Raw genomic sequence first — 15,270 nt, 5'->3', positions numbered from 1 at the left:
CCCCCGGGTCAGCGGGCCCCGTACGGGCCGGGCGAGGCGCGGATCCGCGCGCCCTCCGGCCGAATTGGCGCGGACAGCATGCTGCCGTGACTGCGTACCGTGACCCGGGCGTCGGCCGTCCGGTGACCCCGGGCCGCGGCCGACAGGGCGCGGACGGCAGGGCCGAGCACTCCCGGGAAGCAGTGGGGGGCGCCGCGCGTTGCGTCGGAGTGGTACGTCGAACGCTGTGTCGCACCAGGCACGGCAGTTGCGCGGAAGGGGCCCGATGGAAGCCGGCGGCAGGTGGACGACCTGGTGGCAGAAGCGTGATCGTCAGCGGGTTCGGGCGGGGGGCCCGGACGGTCCGGCCGAAGGGCTGGACCAGCTGCTCGGCGCCGCGCGCGCCGGATTCCCGCTCGCCCCGGCCGCACACCCGGCCGGCTACCGATGTTCCTGCGACCGGGTGGCCTGTCCGGCCCCGGCCCAGCACCCGGTCTCCTTCGCCTGGCAGACGCAGGCCACCACCGACCCCGAGCAGCTGTCCCGCTGGCTCGCCCGCGACCCGCAGGCCAACTTCATCACTGCCACCGGCCGGGTGCACGACGTCCTGGACGTCCCGGCCGAGGCCGGACGGCTGGCGCTGGAGCGGCTGACCGCACTGGGCGTCGAAGGCCCGGTCGCCGCCGTCGGCGAGGACCGGTACCTGTTCTTCACCGCCACCCGCGGCACCCCGCAGGACGAGGACGAGTGGTGGCCAAGCGCGCTCGACTCCACCCCCGACACCATGTCCGAGCACCCCGGCCTGCGCTGGCACTGCCGCGGCTCGTACACCCTGCTCCCGCCGGCCGCGCTGCCGGACGGCTCCCAGGTGCGGTGGTTGCGCGGGCCCGAGCAGCCGCTGCCGGACCCGCTGCGCGTCCTGGACGTGCTGACCGACGCCTGCACCGAGGTGGGCGCCGTCGCCGAGGAGCAGTGGCTCATCGGCTGACGGGGCTCCGGGGCTGACCTACGGCAGGGTGAGGATCTCCGCGCCGTCCGCCGTGACCACCAGGGTGTGCTCGAACTGGGCGGTGCGCTTGCGGTCCTTGGTGACGACCGTCCAGCCGTCCGGCCAGATCTCGTAGTCGTAGGTGCCCAGGGTCAGCATCGGCTCGATGGTGAAGGTCATGCCCGGCTTGATCACCTCGGTGGCCCGCTCGCTGTCGTAGTGCGGGACGATCAGGCCGGAGTGGAACGACGTGTTGATGCCGTGTCCGGTGAAGTCCCGCACCACGCCGTAGTCGAAGCGCTTGGCGTAGGACTCGATGACCCGTCCGATGACGTTGATCTGACGGCCCGGTTTGACCGCCTTGATCGCCCGGTTGAGGGACTCCCGGGTGCGCTCGACGAGCAGCCGGGACTCCTCGTCCACGTCGCCGACCAGGTAGGTGGCGTTGAGGTCGCCGTGCACCCCGTGGATGTAGGCGGTGGCGTCGATGTTGACGATGTCGCCGTCCTGCAGCACCGTCGAGTCCGGGATGCCGTGGCAGATCACCTCGTTGATCGAGGTGCAGACGGACTTGGGGAAGCCGCGGTAGCCGAGGTCGGACGGGTAGGCGCCGTGGTCGCACATGTACTCGTGGGCGACGGCGTCCAGCGCGTCCGTGGTGACGCCGGGGGCGATGAGCTTCGCCGCCTCCTCCATCGCCCGGGCGGCGATCCCGCCCGCGATCCGCATCTTCTCGACCGTCTCGGCGGTCTGCACCTCGGGCCCGGTGTACGGCGTCGGAGCGGGCCGCCCGACGTACTCGGGACGCGCGATGTGCGCCGGGACCTTGCGGGTGGGGGACTGGATGCCGGGTACGAGAGCCATGGCCGCGAGTCTAGTCGCGGGTGTCGCAGGGGTGGGCGGTGTGCAGGGCGGCCCGGGGCGGGGAATGATCGGTACCGACCCAACCTCTGAACGCCAGCCGTCTGAACGGGAGAGCGCCATGCCCCTCGGATTCCACCGAAAGCCGACCGGCAAGCCCGGCGAGTGGTTCTACTGCATCAAGCACAACAAGGTCGAGGAGGGCCCGGAGTGCCCGGCGAAGGACCGCCTCGGGCCGTACGACAGCCCCGAGGAGGCCGCCCAGGCGCTGCGGATCGCGGACGAGCGCAACCGGGAGTGGAGCAACGACCCGCGGTGGAGCGACAAGCCGGAGGACCGCGCGCAGTAGCGTCACGCCGCAGCGGCCGCCTCCCGCTGCGCCCGCTCGTGCTCGGCACGGACGGCGGCGGCGTGCGGGTCGGTGCGGTCGTCGTAGGCGAGCAGCCTCGGCAGCGCGGCGGCGACCGCGAGGACGGCGACGACGCAGGCGACACCGCCCGTCCAGACGGCGGCGCGCACCCCGACCAGCCCGGCCATCGTGCCGGCCCGGACCTGGCCGAGCTGGGGGCCGACGGAGTAGCTGAGCAGCTCCACACCGGCCATCCGGCCGCGGACCTCGTCCGGGATCGACTGGTTCCACATGGTCGACCGGGCGAGCCCGCTGATCTCGTCGGCGCCGCCGGCCAGCGCCAGCCCGAGCAGCACCAGCCAGATGCTCCCGGACAGCCCGGCGAGTGCCATCGCCGCACCCCAGGCGACGGCGGCGGCGACCAGCAGCCGCCCGTGCCGGTGGATCCGGGACGTCCAGCCGCTGGTCGCCCCGACCAGCAGGGCGCCGGCCGCGGAGGCCGCGTACATCGGGCCGAGCGCCCAGTCCGCGCCCAAGTCCGAGGCCAGGAACGGGAAGACGGCCACGGGGTAGGCGAACAGCATGGCGCAGACGTCGATCGCGTAGGTGCCGAGCAGGTCCTTGCGGCTCCAGGCGTACCGGACGCCGGTGAGCACCGCCCGTACCGACGGCCGCTCGGCACCGGTGGGCGGCGGGACGGCCTTGATCCGGACGAGCAGCAGCAGCGAGACGGCGAAGGTGAGCACGTCCAGCGCGTACGCGGTCTGCACCCCGGCGAAGGCCACCACGACACCGGCCAGCGCCGGCCCGGCCACCGAAGCGGCGTTGTGGTACAGGGACTTGAGGGCGAACGCGGCGGTCAGGTGCTGGTGCGGGACGATCCGCGGGGTGAGCGAGTCCAGCGCCGGGCGCTGCAGGCCGTCGGCGGCCGCGACCAGCGCGGCGACCAGGTAGATCGGCCAGAGCAGCGGGTGCGGCAGCAGGGCGTTGAGCAGCAGCAGCCCGGCCAGCAGGCCGAGCGCGGCCTCGGCGCGCAGCACCAGCCTGCGGCGGTCCAGGGCGTCGGCGAGGGCGCCGCCCCAGAGGCCGAAGACGATCAGCGGGACGAGTTCGACGGCGCCGACCAGGCCGACCGCGAGGGAGGAGTCGGTGAGCTCCTTGATCTGCATCGGCACGGCCACGAGGGTCAGGAAGCTGCCGAAGCTGGTGACGCAGCCGGACGTCCAGAGGTAGCGGAAGTCGCGCGAGGCACGCCAGGGCGCGAGATCGGGCGTCAGCGAGCGCAGCAGCGCCCGGGCCCGCCCGGGCGTGGGGGGATGCGGGGGTTCGTCGACGTTCACGAACCATCATCCTGAGACGGCGGCCCCCGCTCCCGCAAAGGGTTTTCCAGCCGCGCGCGACCGATAACCGTTGTGTACACATGGGACACCCTGTACGCTTGGGCGCATGACGCAACCGTTGCCCATAGAGTCGATCCGCGACGTCCGCGCGCACCTGGCCGAGGTCGTCGAGCGGGCCGACCGGGATGACGTGCCCACCGTGATCACGCGCCGCGGAAAGGAGGTCGCCGCCGTCGTGTCGATCGAGGTCCTGCGGAAGTACCAGGAGTGGGAAGAGCGGGAGATCAACCGGATCATCGACGAACGCATGGCCAACTCCTCGCCGGGCATTGCCATCGAGGACGTCATGAGGGAGACGCTGGCCCGCAGTGAGTGACTACCGGACCGTCTTCCGGCCGGAGGCTCAGGCCGAACTCCGGAAGATCCCCCGCGACATGGCGCTTCGTATCCTGGCCAAGCTGACGGAGCTGGAAAGCGATCCGTTCGGCTTCAGCACCACTGCGCTGGTGTCGCAGCCCGATCGCCGACGCCTGCGCGTGGGCGACTACCGAATCATCTACACGATCGACGACGGACAGCTGGTGGTGTGGGTCGTCCATGTCGGCCACCGTTCCACGGTCTACCACACGTGATGACGCAGCGTTCGTGACCAACCGCGCGCGATCGGGCCTACCAGCGGCTGATCGTGGGGGCGGAGGTCAGCCGGGCGGCGAGGGCGGCCAGGCGGTTCAGGGCGGTGCGGTGGCCGGGCGGGTGGCCCGCGGCGGCGCTGACCAGGTGCTGGGCGAGGTCGAAGGGCTCCTCGGCGGCGGTGCCGACGGCCAGCCGCTCGTGCGCGAGCCCGCCGAGGTCGCCCGGCTCGGCGGCGGCCGCGCCGTCCAGCGCCAGGACGGTCGCGCCCTGCCGCCGGGCGTCGTGCACCCGCTCCAGCAGCGGGGCCCCGGCCGCCTCCGGGGCCACCAGCAGGACGGTGGCGCCGCGCCCGGCCTCGGCGAGCCGCCGCAGGTCGTGCGCCAGGTGGGCCGGGGCGCCCGCCGGCGGACGGTGCCGCAGCAGGGTGGGCGCCAGCCGGGGGACGGCCGACCAGGCGGCCTCGTCCTCCAGGTGGGCGGCCAGGTGCCAGGGCTCGTACGCCTCGGTGCCGACCAGCAGCAGCCCGGCGGCCCCGCGCCGCTCCACCGAGCGCCGCAGCGAACCGGCGAAGCCGCCGACCGCCTCCAGCCAGCCCGTGCCCGTCAGCCGCTCCCGGAGTGCCGAAACTCTCACCGCGTCCATGCGGGCCAGGATGTCGCGCCGGGCCGGGGATTTGGCAGGATCGGCCCATGACTTCCCTCGATTCAGCGACAAACCCGGCCCACGAACTGCCGGACGTCTCACAGCTGGTGGTCGGCGTCCTCGGCGGCACCGGCGACCAGGGGCGGGGCCTGGCCCTGCGGCTGGCCAAGGCCGGCCAGCAGGTGATCATCGGCTCCCGCGACGCCGCCCGGGCCGAGGCCTCGGCCGCCGAACTCGGCCTCGGCGTGCGCGGCGCCGACAACGCCACCGTCGCCCGGGAGAGCGACGTGGTGATCATCGCGGTCCCGTGGGACGGCCACGCCGCCACCCTGACCGCGCTGCGCGAGGAACTCTCCGGCAAGATCGTCGTCGACTGCGTCAACCCGCTCGGCTTCGACAAGCAGGGCGCGTACGCGCTGACGCCGGAGGAGGGCAGCGCCGCCCAGCAGGCCGCCGCGCTGCTGCCGGACTCCCGGGTCACCGCCGCCTTCCACCACCTCTCGGCGGTGCTGCTGCAGGACGAGTCGGTGGAGGCGATCGACACCGACGTCATGGTGCTCGGCGACGAGCGCGCCGCCACCGACGTGGTGCGCGCCCTGGCCGCCCGGATCCCCGGCATGCGCGGCATCTACGCGGGCCGGCTGCGCAACGCCCACCAGGTCGAGGCGCTGGTGGCCAACCTGATCTCGGTCAACCGCCGCTACAAGGCCCACGCGGGCCTGCGGATCACCGACGTGTGATCCGCCGGTTCCGCAGTGTCGACCTCACCCGTGTCGACCTCACCCCTGGGCCCGTCCCGGAGGTGAGGTCGGCGACAATGGGTGGCGGCCGCGACCCGGTCGGCCGCACCCGTTCTAGGAGCCTTCCGCCATGCCCCGCACGTCCCTGCTCGCCCTGATCGTCGTCGTCCTCGCGCTGGCCGCCGCCGTCTTCTCGCTGACCCAGGGCTTCTGGCTGGGCCTGATCTGGCTGCCGATGGCCGGTGTGGCCAGCAACGTGCTGTGGCTGAACCGCCGCCGGGCGAAGATCGCCGAGGCCGCGGCGGCGGCCGAGCAGGGCTGAACAGACACGCCCTAGTTCTTCCAGAAGCTGAACAGGTACCGGCCGAGCGTCGCGTAGTCCTGGTCCACGCCGAAGAGGTTCATCAGGTCGTGGACGATCCCGAAGAAGAACGAGTTCACCTCGGGCTGCCACAGCAGCGCGAACACCGCGAGCATCCCGTACGGCGCGAACGGCTCGACCGCGCGCCGGGTCTTGTACGACAGCCAGGGCTCGACGATGCCGTAGCCGTCCAGGCCCGGCACCGGCAGCAGGTTCAGCACCGCCGCGCTGAGCTGCAGGAAGCCGAGGAAGCCGAGCGCGCCGGAGAACGGCGAGATGGTCAGCTCGTAGCCGTTCCAGAACGCGTGCACCGTCGGGTCGTCCAGCCAGCCCGCGCCGATCGGGATCAGCAGCGCCGCCGCGATCAGCAGGTTGACCAGCGGGCCGGCCGCCGAGATCAGGCTGTGCTTGAGCCGGCCCTGGATCCGGTGCCGCTCGATCCAGACCGAGCCGCCGGGCAGGCCGATGCCGCCGAGGATCACGAAGACGATCGGCAGCACGAAGCTGAGCAGCACGTTGGCGTACTTCAGCGGGTTGAGCGTGAGGTAGCCCTTGGCGCCGACGGTGATGTCGCCGCCGTGCAGCGCGGTGCGGGCGTGGGCGTACTCGTGCAGGCAGAGCGAGACCATCCAGCCCGCGACGACGAACAGGAACACCCCGAAGGACGCGTTGCCGTAGCCCGCGTACACCGCCCAGCCGGAGGTGCCGAGTATGGCGAGGAGCACCCAGAACACCGGGCTGATCCGGCGGTCCTCGCTGCGGGAGCGCGGCGTGGCGGCGAAGGTCATGGTGTGGGTGCTCCGTGGGCAGAGGGAAGGGGTGGAACGGGTCGGGCTCGATCATGCCGGGCGGGCCGTGACCGGACAAGCCGCTCCGGATGAACGTCCGGCCGCCCGGCCGTGTTCCTCCGCGTTCCCGTGCGCGTACGGGGGCTACGCACAATTGTGCGCCCCCATCCTCGCCGATCGACCAGAATGGTCCGGTGCACTACGGGATCCTCGGTACGACCACGGCCCACCACGACGACGGCACCCCGGTACCGCTCGGCGGCGCCCGGCTGCGGGCGCTGCTGACCGCACTGGCCCTGCGGCAGGGGCGCCCGGTGCCGGCCGACCTGCTGGTGGACGAGGTCTGGGACGCCGAGCCGCCGCAGGACTCCTCCGCCGCGCTGCAGACCCTGGTCGGCCGACTGCGCCGCACCATCGGCCGGGAGGAGGTCGGCTCCGGCCCGGCCGGCTACTGGCTGACCGGCCCCGCCACCGACCTCGCCGACTTCCAGCGGCTGACCGCCGAGGGCCGCCGCGCCCTGGACGCCGGGGACCACGTGCTCGCCGCCGAGCGGCTGCGCGCCGCCCTGGCACTGTGGCGCGGCCCCGCCCTCGCCGACCTGCCGGACCGCACCGGCCCGGGCGCCCGGCTGGAGGCCCAGCGGGAGGAGGTCCGCCGCCACCGGATCACCGCCGACCTCGGGCTCGGCCGGGCGGCCGAGCTGGTGGCCGAGCTCGCCGAGCTGTGCGAGCGCCAGCCGCTGGACGAACCGCTGCAACTGCTGATGATCCGGGCCCTGCACGCGAGCGGCCGGACGGCCGAGGCGCTGCGCCACTACGAGCGGACCAGGCGGGCCCTGGTCGATGAGCTGGGTGTCGACCCGGGCCGTCAACTCCAGGCCCTCCACGCCGAGTTGCTCGCCCCGGTGGCGGAGCAGGCGCCGGAGTCGAGTTCGAGTCCGGCGCCGATGTCGGCACCGATGTCGACGCCGGAGCCGGCGCCGAAGCCGGAGCCCGCCGCCCAACTCCCGCGCGCCGGCGGCAACCTGCGCGGCCGACTGACCAGCTTCGTCGGCCGGGAGTCCGATCTCGCCTCGCTGCGCGACCTGTTGACGGAGCGTCGGCTGGTGACCCTGACCGGCCCCGGCGGCTCCGGCAAGACCAGCCTCTCGGTCGAGGCCGGCCGGGCCGAACAGGCCGCCGGGACCTGGCCGGACGGCGTCTGGGTGGCCGAACTCGCCCCGCTGGAGAGCCCGGAGGCCTTGCCCGCCGCCGTGGTCTCGGCGCTCGGCCTGCGCGAGATCGTGCTGCACAGCGCCAGCATGGTCGCCGAGGTGATGGAGAAGCGCGTCGAGAACCCGCTGCGCCGACTCGTCGAGTACTGCGGGCACCGCCGGATGCTGCTCGTCCTGGACAACTGCGAGCACCTGATCCAGGCCGCCGCCGACCTCGTCGACGTGCTGCTCGCCGAGTGCCCCGGGCTGACCGTGCTGGCCACCAGCCGCGAGCCGCTCGGCGTGCCCGGCGAGACGGTGCTACCGGTCGAGCCGCTGCCCGACCCGGTCGCGCTGCAGCTGTTCGCCGAGCGTGCCGCCGCCGCCCGTCCGGGCTTCGATCCGCAGGGCGAGCCGGAGGCCTGCGCGGAGATCTGCCGCCGCCTGGACGGGCTGCCGCTGGCCATCGAACTGGCCGCCGCCCGGCTACGGGTGATGACGGCCCGCCAGATAGCCGACCGGCTGGACGGCCGGTTCGCGCTGCTCACCGCGGGCAGCCGCACCCTGCTGCCGCGCCAGCAGACCCTGCGCGCGGTGGTCGACTGGAGCTGGGACCTGCTGGGCAAGCGGGAGCGGGCGGTGCTGAGCCGGCTCTCGGTGTTCGCGGGCGGCTGGCAGCTGGAGGACGCCGAGGCGGTCTGCGCCGACGGCGTCGAGGTGCCCCCGGGGGAGGTCGCCGACCTGCTGCTGTCACTGGTCGACAAGTCCCTGCTGGTCGCCGACCTGGACGGTGCCAGCCTGCCGCGCTACCGGATGCTGGAGACCATCCACGAGTACGCGACCGAGCGCCTCGCCGCGTCCGCCGCCGAGCGCGCCGCCACCGAGGCCCGCCACCTGGCGCACTTCCGCTCCGTGGTGGTCGACGCCGACCTGCAGGTCCACGGCCCCCGGCAGCTGCACTGCCTGACCGTGCTGGAGCGCGAGCTGGACAACATCCGGGCCGCGCTGCGCCGCGCGATCGACCTTTGGGACGAGGAGCAGGCGCTGACCCTCGCCCTCGGCATGAGCTGGTACTGGTCGCTGCGCAACTACAGCCTGGAGGCCAGGAGTTGGTACAACGCGGTGGCCGCGCTGGGCCCGGACCCGTTCGGCCCGGACGTCCCGCCGCCGGTGCCGCTGGAGCGCAACGTGCTCGCGTACGGCCTGCCGATGCCCGAGGGGGTGGTCGAGGAGGCCCGCCGACTGCTCGCGATGTACCGGCTGATCGGGCTCTTCGAGGGGAACCTGGAGGTGCTCGGCGACCCGCGGGCCGTCGAGGTCGCCCAGCGGCTCCTGGACGCCTACACTCCGGAGCTGCCGCAGGCCTACCGCTTCCCCGGTCTGATGCGGGTCTTCGGCGCCTTCCTGGCCGGCCGGGTGGACGTGATGAAGGAACTGCTCGACGAGGCCGTCGAGGGCTGCGAGCGCCACGGCGGCGCCAACGACATGGCGTTCATCCTGCAGCTCAGGGCCAAGGTGATGAACGACTGGCCGGGCGGGGAGGAGCAGGGCGTCCTGGACGGCGAGCGCTCCCTGGAGCTGTACCGGCAGGCCGGCAACCTCTGGGGGATCTCCCAGGCGCTGTCCGCGCAGGGCGAGGCGCTGGCCAACCGGGGCGAGCCGGAGGCCGCCGCCGCCGCGTACGAGCGGGCGATCGAGCTGGCCGAGCAACTGGGGGCACCGCAGGAGGTGCCGATGCTGCAGGTGAACCTCGGCAACGCCCTGCTGGAGCTGGACCTGGAGCGCGGCGAGCGGGTCGTCCGGGAGGCGCTGGCGGACCTCGACTCCTCGGGCATGAACCAGTCCGGCACCGGGGCCTGGCTGTTCGGCCACCTGACGCTCTGCGGCGTGCACGCCCAACGCGGCGAGTACGCGCAGGCCCTGGCCGAGCTGGACCGGCTGCACCTGGCCAAGATCGACTTCTTCGCGCCGAGTGTCGTCGCCGGGCTGCTGAGCGCGGCCCGGGGCTGGATCACGGCCCGGGCCGGAGAGCCTGAGCAGGGGCTCGAACTGCTCCGCGAGGGCCGGCGGACGCTGCGCTCGGTCACGGCCAACGGTTTCGTGCAGCAGATGACGGTCATGGTGGTGCCGGCCGTGGTCGGGGTGCTGCGGGTGTTCGCCGAACGCGACCGGGACCTGGAGCGGGCCGGGCTCGCGGCGCTCCTGCTGGGTGCGCACAGCGGACTGAACGGCCCGAAGGGCGGCTACCTGGACCGCGTCGAGCGCGAGCGGTCGGCGGCCGCCCTGCGGGAGCTGCTGGGCGACGCCGCGTACGAGGAGGCCTACGGCCGCGGCGACGGGATGACGCAGGACCAGACCCAGGCCCTGCTGGCGGAGTTGCTCGACTAGGCGCTGCGCGACCGGGCACTGCCCGACCGGGCACTGCCCGACCGGGCACTGCCCGACCAGGCACTGCCCCCCCCCGACAGGTGTGGGCCCGGCGGGCCGGTGTCCGTCCCCTGGTCACCGGCCCGCCGGGCCCGTACGACGGCCGGCGCCTGTCCCGGGCGGCCGGCCCCCCGTCCGTCGGCCCTCCCGGAGGCGGGCCGACGGTGGTCCGGAGGTCAGGTCCGCTTGCGGAAGCGGGCGACCGCGAGCGGCGCGAAGACCGCGGTGACGGCGGCGGACCAGACCAGCACGATCATCACCGGGTGGGCCACCGCCCCCTCGCCGTTGAGCAGCGCGCGCGAGGCGTCGGCCAGCGCCGACAGCGGGTTGATCTTGGTGAAGGACTGCAGCCAGCCCGGCATGGTGTCGGTCCTGGCGAAGATCGAGCTGCCGAACTGCATCGGCATCAGGACCAGCATGGCCACGCCCTGGACGGCCTGGGCGCTGCGCAGCGCCATGCCCAGCAGCATCGAGATCCAGACGATCGACATGCCGAACAGCAGGGCCAGGCCGATCGTGGCCAGCACCTCCAGGGGGCCGGTCCTGACCTCGAAGCCGATGCACATCGCGAAGCCGATCAGGATCGCGAAGGAGAGCAGCCCCCGGAGGGTCTCGGCGACGATCTTGGACAGCAGGACGGAGGCCCGGCCGATCGGCAGGGTCCGGAAGCGGTCCATCACCCCGGTCTGGAAGTCGGTGTTGAGACCGGTGCCGACGGCCATCGCGAGGGTGAGGCCGGTCTGCCCGAGCAGGCCGGGGACCAGGTACTGCCGGTAGTCGTCCTGACTGCCGGCCATCGCCCCGCCGAAGACGTAGACGAACAGGACGGTGAAGATGATCGGCATCAGCACGGCGTCGAACATCGACTCCGGGTCAGCCTTGATCCGCATCAGGTTGCGCCGGGTCAGTGCGCCGACGTGGCGCAGGGTGCCGGCCAGGCCGATCCGGGAGTCCTCCGCCCGGACGGCGGGGGCGAGCGTGGCGGTGGTCATGCGACGGGCTCCTTGACGAGGCTGGGGGCGGCGTCCGCGGAGGCGGGCTTGCCGGTGATGGCGAGGAAGACCTCGTCGAGGCTGGGCACCTTGGTGTCGATGCCGGCGATCGCGAAGCCGTGGCCGCCGAGCACGCCGATCACCGCGGTCAGCTGCTCCTCGCCGGTGATCGGCACCGCGAGCAGGCCGGTGTCGGCGGAGTAGGTGGCGGTGGTGATCCCGGTGTCGTGCAGGCAGCGGGCCATCCGGGGCAGCTCGCCCGGGTCGACCGGGCGGACCTGCAGGGTCTGGCCGCCGACCTTGGCCTTGAGGTCGGCCACCAGGCCGTTGGCGATCACCCTGCCGCGGTCGATGACGGTCAGCTCGTCGGCGAGCTGCTCGGCCTCCTCCATGTACTGGGTGGTGAGCAGCACGGTGGTGCCCTCGGCGACCATCCGCTGCACCTCGTCCCAGACCTCGTTGCGGGTGCGCGGGTCCAGGCCGGTGGTGGGCTCGTCCAGGTAGAGCACCCGGGGGCGGCCTATCATGCTGGCGGCCAGGTCGAGGCGGCGGCGCATGCCGCCGGAGTAGGTCTTGGCGGGCCGCTTGGCGGCCTCGGTGAGCGAGAAGCGCTCCAGCAGCTCGGTCGCGCGGGCCTTGGCCTCGCGGCGGGGGAGGTCGAGGAGGCGGCCGATCAGGTAGAGGTTCTCGTACCCGGAGAGCAGTTCGTCGACGGAGGCGTACTGGCCAGTGAGGCCGATCGTGCGGCGCAGCTGCTTGGGCTGGCGCAGGACGTCGTAGCCGCCGACGAACGCGGTGCCGGCGTCCGGCTTGATCAGGGTGGAGAGAACGCGCACCAGGGTGGTCTTGCCGGCGCCGTTGGGGCCGAGCACACCGAGGACGGTGCCCTCCTGCACGGTGAGGTCGACCCCGTCGAGGGCCTTGGTGGCGCCGTAGTGCTTGACGATGCCGTGGACCTCGACGGCGTTGCCCGCGGCGCTTCCCCGGTCGTTCCGGGCGGTGGCGATTCGTGTCATGCCATCAGGTTGTCCGCCCCGGCTGTCAGCCCCCTGTCAGCGCGGCCGCGGCCCGGACGGCCCGCTGTCACGACGCTGTCGGGCCGCTGTCAGCGGTTGTCAGCGGTTGTCCGGGGACGACGGCGGCCCCGCTCCGGCGAGGGAGCGGGGCCGAGTCGGCTCGGTCAGTGGAAGCTGTGCTCCTCCGCCGGGAAGGCGCCGCCGCGTACGTCCTCGGCGAACGCCCGGGCGGCGTCGCCCAGGACGGTCCGCAGGTCGGCGTACTTCTTGACGAACTTCGGCACCCGCCCGGCCGTCATGCCGGCCATGTCGGTCCAGACCAGTACCTGGGCGTCGGTGTCGGGCCCGCCGCCGATGCCGACGGTCGGGATCGCCAGCTGCTCGGTGACCTGGGCGGCCAGCTCGGCCGGCACCGCCTCCAGCACCACCGAGAAGGCGCCCGCCTGCTGGACGGCCTTGGCGTCGCGCAGCAGCTGGTGCGCCGCCTCGTCGCCGCGGCCCTGGACGGGGTAGCCGCCGAAGGCGTGCACGGACTGCGGGGTGAGGCCGATGTGCGCCATCACCGGGATGCCGGCCTCGACCAGCAGCTCGATCGAGCGGGCGCTGCGCTCCCCGCCCTCCAGCTTGACCGCGCCGACCCCGGCCTCCTTCATCAGCCGGGCCGCGTTGTGCATGGCCTGCGCGGGGGACTCCTGGTACGAGCCGAACGGCAGGTCGGCGACGATCATCGCGCGCTTGGTGCCGCGGACGACGGCGGCGGAGAGCATCACCATCTGATCCATGGTCACCGGCACGGTGGTCTCGTAGCCGAGGTGGCAGTTGCCCGCCGAGTCGCCGACCAGCAGCACCGGGATGCCGGCCTCGTCGAACACGCCTGCGGTCAGGGCGTCGTAGGCGGTCAGCATCGACCACTTCTCGCCGCGCTGCTTGGCGGTGGCGAGGTCGCGGACGGTGACGCGGCGGTTGGTGACACCGCCGTAGAGCGTGGCGGTCGACGCCTGGTTCTGGGCAGGCGAAGGCGAAGAAGCGTTCATGGAACGGGCTCCTGAAGGGTTGTCGTCTCGTGGCGCCGTGCGGCGTCCCCGGATCACCTCCATGCTTGCACGCCCCGGCGCGGGCGCAAAGAGGGGTGCGTTCGTCCCGGTGTGCTCCGCGCCACACCCGTCGGGCTTTGCCGGGTTTTTACGAAACGGGGTCGTCTCGTATCGTATTCCCCGCTACTCTGGTGCGGGGGGTTACGAGACGTCTGCGACTCGGAATTGCCCGCCAGTGCCACGCCAACTCGGACGGGGAAGACCATGACCACCGCAGCCGCGCCACCGCGCGTGCCGGAAGCCATCCACCGTCGGCGCTGGGCGATCCTCTGCACCCTGGTGCTCGCCCTGCTCGTCGTCGTGCTCGACAACTCGATCCTCAACGTCGCGATGAAGACCATCGCGACCCCCGCTCCGGTCGGCCTCGGCGCCACCCAGAGCGACCTGGAGTGGTCGATCAACTCCTACACCCTGGTGTTCGCCGGGCTGCTCTTCACCTCGGGCCTGCTCGGCGACCGCTTCGGCCGCAAGCTCGCGCTGCTGGCCGGCATGGTGGTCTTCGGGATCGCCTCGCTGCTGTCCGCGATGGCCGGCTCGCCCGGTGAACTCATCGGCTTCCGCGCCCTGATGGGCGCCGGCGCCGCGCTCGCGATGCCCGCCACGCTGGCGATCATCATGAACGTCTTCGAGCGCTCCGAGCAGCCCAAGGCGATCGGCGTCTGGGCCGGCGCCGTCGGCCTGGCCATCGCCATCGGCCCGATCACCGGCGGTCTGCTGATCGAGCACTTCTGGTGGGGCTCGGTCTTCCTGATCAACGTCCCGATCGTGATCGTCGCGGTGATCGCGATGGCGATCCTGGTGCCCGAGTCCAGGGACCCGAACCCGGGCAAGCTCGACCCGGTGGGCGTGCTGCTGTCGATCATCGGCCTGGTCGCGCTGATCTACGGCATCATCAAGGGCGGCGAGCTGGCCGACTTCACCGCCGTCGAGGCCTGGGCGCCGACCCTGGTAGGCGTGGTCGCGCTGGTCGCCTTCGTCTGGTTCGAGCGCCGCACGAAGTTCCCCGCGCTGGACGTCACCTGGTTCCGCAACAAGGTGTTCAGCGCCTCCGTGGTGGTCCTCGGCGTGATCTTCTTCGCGCTGATGGGCGTCTCGTTCTTCGGCGTCTTCTACATCCAGAGCGTGCGCGGCTACAGCGCCCTGCAGGCCGGTCTGCTCATGCTGCCGCTGGCCGTCGCCCAGCTGCTGTTCGCGCCGCGGGCCCGGCTGGTGGTCGACCGCTTCGGCGTCGCCGCCACCGCCGCCGTCGGCATGCTGCTGGTCGCGCTCGGCTTCGTCGGCTACACCGTGCTGACCGCCACCACCCCGATCTGGGTGCTGATCGTCCTCGGCCTGATGATGGGCGCCGGCATGGCCCACGTCATGCCGCCGGTCACCGTCGCGATCATGGGCTCGCTGCCCCGGGAGAAGGCCGGCGCTGGCTCCGCCGTCAACAACACCTTCCGCCAGGTCGGCGGCTCGCTGGGCGTCGCCGTGCTCGGCGCGGTGCTCTCCACCGTCTACCGCGACGGAATGGCCGACACGCTGACCCACCTGCCCGAGAACCTGCGGGACAAGGCCGGCGAGTCGCTGGAGGCCACCCTGGCCATCGCCGACCGGATCCCCGGCGGCAAGGCGCTGATCGCCCCGGCGAACGACGCCTTCATCCACGCCATGCACGTGGTCGCCGGGCTCTCCGTGGGCATCTCGGTGGGCGGCGCGCTGATCGCCTGGTTCCTGCTGCCGCGCCGTACGGCCGCGCCCGGCGGCCCGGCCGGTCCCGCCGCGCCCGCCGGTCCGGCCGGCGAGCAGCAGGACCAGCCCCGGGAGACCGCGGACGCCTGATCCGCGGGCACCTGATCCGCGGATGTCCAGCCCGGGGCCGAAC

15 protein-coding genes are annotated in these 15,270 nt (G+C 72.9%); 8 read left to right on the top strand and 7 right to left on the bottom strand.

The genetic code is table 11. The features are described 5' to 3' along the window. The first annotated feature begins 265 nt into the window (after positions 1–265). On the top strand, positions 266–967 hold the full coding sequence (locus OP86_RS14815) for a bifunctional DNA primase/polymerase (protein WP_030056926.1): 702 nt from the start codon (positions 266–268) through the stop codon (positions 965–967). Positions 968–985: 18 nt separating this feature from the next. Here OP86_RS14815 and map read toward each other — a convergent pair whose 3' ends face one another. After that, a complete protein-coding gene (gene map, locus OP86_RS14810) occupies positions 986–1,831 on the bottom strand; it encodes a type I methionyl aminopeptidase (protein WP_030056927.1) in 846 nt (281 codons plus the stop codon). A gap of 118 nt (positions 1,832–1,949) precedes the next feature. Between map and OP86_RS14805 the strand changes: the two genes are divergently transcribed. Continuing rightward, complete coding sequence (locus OP86_RS14805) at positions 1,950–2,177, top strand: hypothetical protein (protein WP_030056928.1); 228 nt, start codon at positions 1,950–1,952, stop codon at positions 2,175–2,177. A 2-nt stretch (positions 2,178–2,179) separates the two neighbouring features. Here the strand turns inward: OP86_RS14805 and OP86_RS14800 are convergent, their stop codons facing one another. Continuing rightward, positions 2,180–3,517, bottom strand: coding sequence for an MFS transporter (locus OP86_RS14800; protein WP_030258818.1), 1,338 nt, complete (start codon positions 3,515–3,517; stop codon positions 2,180–2,182). Between the two features lie 106 nt (positions 3,518–3,623). Here OP86_RS14800 and OP86_RS14795 point away from each other — a divergent pair, with 106 nt between their 5' ends. Further along, entirely contained in the window at positions 3,624–3,893 is a 270-nt protein-coding gene (locus OP86_RS14795; protein ID WP_030056931.1) for a type II toxin-antitoxin system Phd/YefM family antitoxin, read from the top strand. Continuing rightward, positions 3,886–4,149 (top strand): type II toxin-antitoxin system RelE family toxin, encoded by a 264-nt coding sequence (locus tag OP86_RS14790; protein ID WP_030056932.1) that lies wholly within the window; start codon positions 3,886–3,888, stop codon positions 4,147–4,149. Before OP86_RS14795 ends, OP86_RS14790 begins: the two co-directional genes overlap by 8 nt. A 37-nt stretch (positions 4,150–4,186) precedes the next feature. On the opposite strand, the gene OP86_RS14785 is transcribed toward OP86_RS14790, so the two are convergent. Continuing rightward, positions 4,187–4,792 (bottom strand): hypothetical protein, encoded by a 606-nt coding sequence (locus OP86_RS14785; RefSeq protein WP_030258814.1) that lies wholly within the window; start codon positions 4,790–4,792, stop codon positions 4,187–4,189. A 47-nt stretch (positions 4,793–4,839) separates the two neighbouring features. Here OP86_RS14785 and npdG point away from each other — a divergent pair, with 47 nt between their 5' ends. Both npdG and OP86_RS14775 read left to right on the top strand, forming a co-directional pair. Continuing rightward, entirely contained in the window at positions 4,840–5,532 is a 693-nt protein-coding gene (gene npdG / locus OP86_RS14780) for an NADPH-dependent F420 reductase (RefSeq protein ID WP_030056935.1), read from the top strand. 130 nt (positions 5,533–5,662) lie between these two features. Continuing rightward, positions 5,663–5,854 carry a hypothetical protein gene (locus tag OP86_RS14775; protein ID WP_030056936.1) on the top strand — a complete coding sequence of 64 codons (192 nt, stop codon included), beginning with the start codon at positions 5,663–5,665 and terminating at the stop codon, positions 5,852–5,854. Between the two features lie 11 nt (positions 5,855–5,865). Here the strand turns inward: OP86_RS14775 and OP86_RS14770 are convergent, their stop codons facing one another. Next, on the bottom strand, positions 5,866–6,681 hold the full coding sequence (locus tag OP86_RS14770) for a site-2 protease family protein (protein WP_030056937.1): 816 nt from the start codon (positions 6,679–6,681) through the stop codon (positions 5,866–5,868). A gap of 194 nt (positions 6,682–6,875) precedes the next feature. On the opposite strand from OP86_RS14770, the gene OP86_RS14765 reads away from it, so the two are divergent. Then, complete coding sequence (locus OP86_RS14765) at positions 6,876–10,262, top strand: AfsR/SARP family transcriptional regulator (RefSeq protein ID WP_030056938.1); 3,387 nt, start codon at positions 6,876–6,878, stop codon at positions 10,260–10,262. Positions 10,263–10,477: 215 nt separating this feature from the next. Here the strand turns inward: OP86_RS14765 and OP86_RS14760 are convergent, their stop codons facing one another. The 3 genes from OP86_RS14760 to panB all read right to left on the bottom strand — a co-directional run bounded on the left by OP86_RS14760 (position 10,478) and on the right by panB (position 13,343). Continuing rightward, complete coding sequence (locus tag OP86_RS14760; protein WP_030056939.1) at positions 10,478–11,293, bottom strand: ABC transporter permease; 816 nt, start codon at positions 11,291–11,293, stop codon at positions 10,478–10,480. Further along, positions 11,290–12,309 carry an ATP-binding cassette domain-containing protein gene (locus OP86_RS14755; RefSeq protein ID WP_033331960.1) on the bottom strand — a complete coding sequence of 340 codons (1,020 nt, stop codon included), beginning with the start codon at positions 12,307–12,309 and terminating at the stop codon, positions 11,290–11,292. The genes OP86_RS14760 and OP86_RS14755 overlap by 4 nt, the downstream gene beginning before the upstream one ends. Positions 12,310–12,473: 164 nt before the next feature. Further along, positions 12,474–13,343, bottom strand: coding sequence for a 3-methyl-2-oxobutanoate hydroxymethyltransferase (gene panB, locus OP86_RS14750; RefSeq protein ID WP_030056941.1), 870 nt, complete (start codon positions 13,341–13,343; stop codon positions 12,474–12,476). A 264-nt stretch (positions 13,344–13,607) separates the two neighbouring features. Between panB and OP86_RS14745 the strand changes: the two genes are divergently transcribed. Beyond that, the gene (locus tag OP86_RS14745) at positions 13,608–15,227 is read left to right on the top strand and encodes a DHA2 family efflux MFS transporter permease subunit (RefSeq protein ID WP_033331958.1); all 1,620 of its coding nucleotides are present in this window, start codon (positions 13,608–13,610) and stop codon (positions 15,225–15,227) included. The last annotated feature ends 43 nt before the right edge of the window (positions 15,228–15,270 follow it).

The organism is Streptomyces novaecaesareae, from assembly GCF_000716875.1.
Lineage (GTDB): Bacteria > Actinomycetota > Actinomycetes > Streptomycetales > Streptomycetaceae > Kitasatospora > Kitasatospora novaecaesareae.
Note: the sequence above shows the minus strand (reverse complement) of the source record. Positions and strands in the feature narration are given on the sequence as shown.

Bases quoted from the DNA above. Each gene is read 5' to 3' on its own strand.
- npdG (WP_030056935.1), top strand. From the start codon at position 4,840: ATGACTTCCCTCGATTCAGCGACAAACCCGGCCCACGAACTGCCGGAC.
- OP86_RS14760 (WP_030056939.1), bottom strand. From the start codon at position 11,293: ATGACCACCGCCACGCTCGCCCCCGCCGTCCGGGCGGAGGACTCCCGG.
- OP86_RS14815 (WP_030056926.1), top strand. From the start codon at position 266: ATGGAAGCCGGCGGCAGGTGGACGACCTGGTGGCAGAAGCGTGATCGT.
- OP86_RS14770 (WP_030056937.1), bottom strand. From the start codon at position 6,681: ATGACCTTCGCCGCCACGCCGCGCTCCCGCAGCGAGGACCGCCGGATC.
- map (WP_030056927.1), bottom strand. From the start codon at position 1,831: ATGGCTCTCGTACCCGGCATCCAGTCCCCCACCCGCAAGGTCCCGGCG.
- OP86_RS14745 (WP_033331958.1), top strand. From the start codon at position 13,608: ATGACCACCGCAGCCGCGCCACCGCGCGTGCCGGAAGCCATCCACCGT.
- OP86_RS14785 (WP_030258814.1), bottom strand. From the start codon at position 4,792: ATGGACGCGGTGAGAGTTTCGGCACTCCGGGAGCGGCTGACGGGCACG.
- OP86_RS14775 (WP_030056936.1), top strand. From the start codon at position 5,663: ATGCCCCGCACGTCCCTGCTCGCCCTGATCGTCGTCGTCCTCGCGCTG.
- OP86_RS14795 (WP_030056931.1), top strand. From the start codon at position 3,624: ATGACGCAACCGTTGCCCATAGAGTCGATCCGCGACGTCCGCGCGCAC.
- OP86_RS14755 (WP_033331960.1), bottom strand. From the start codon at position 12,309: ATGACACGAATCGCCACCGCCCGGAACGACCGGGGAAGCGCCGCGGGC.
- OP86_RS14805 (WP_030056928.1), top strand. From the start codon at position 1,950: ATGCCCCTCGGATTCCACCGAAAGCCGACCGGCAAGCCCGGCGAGTGG.
- panB (WP_030056941.1), bottom strand. From the start codon at position 13,343: ATGAACGCTTCTTCGCCTTCGCCTGCCCAGAACCAGGCGTCGACCGCC.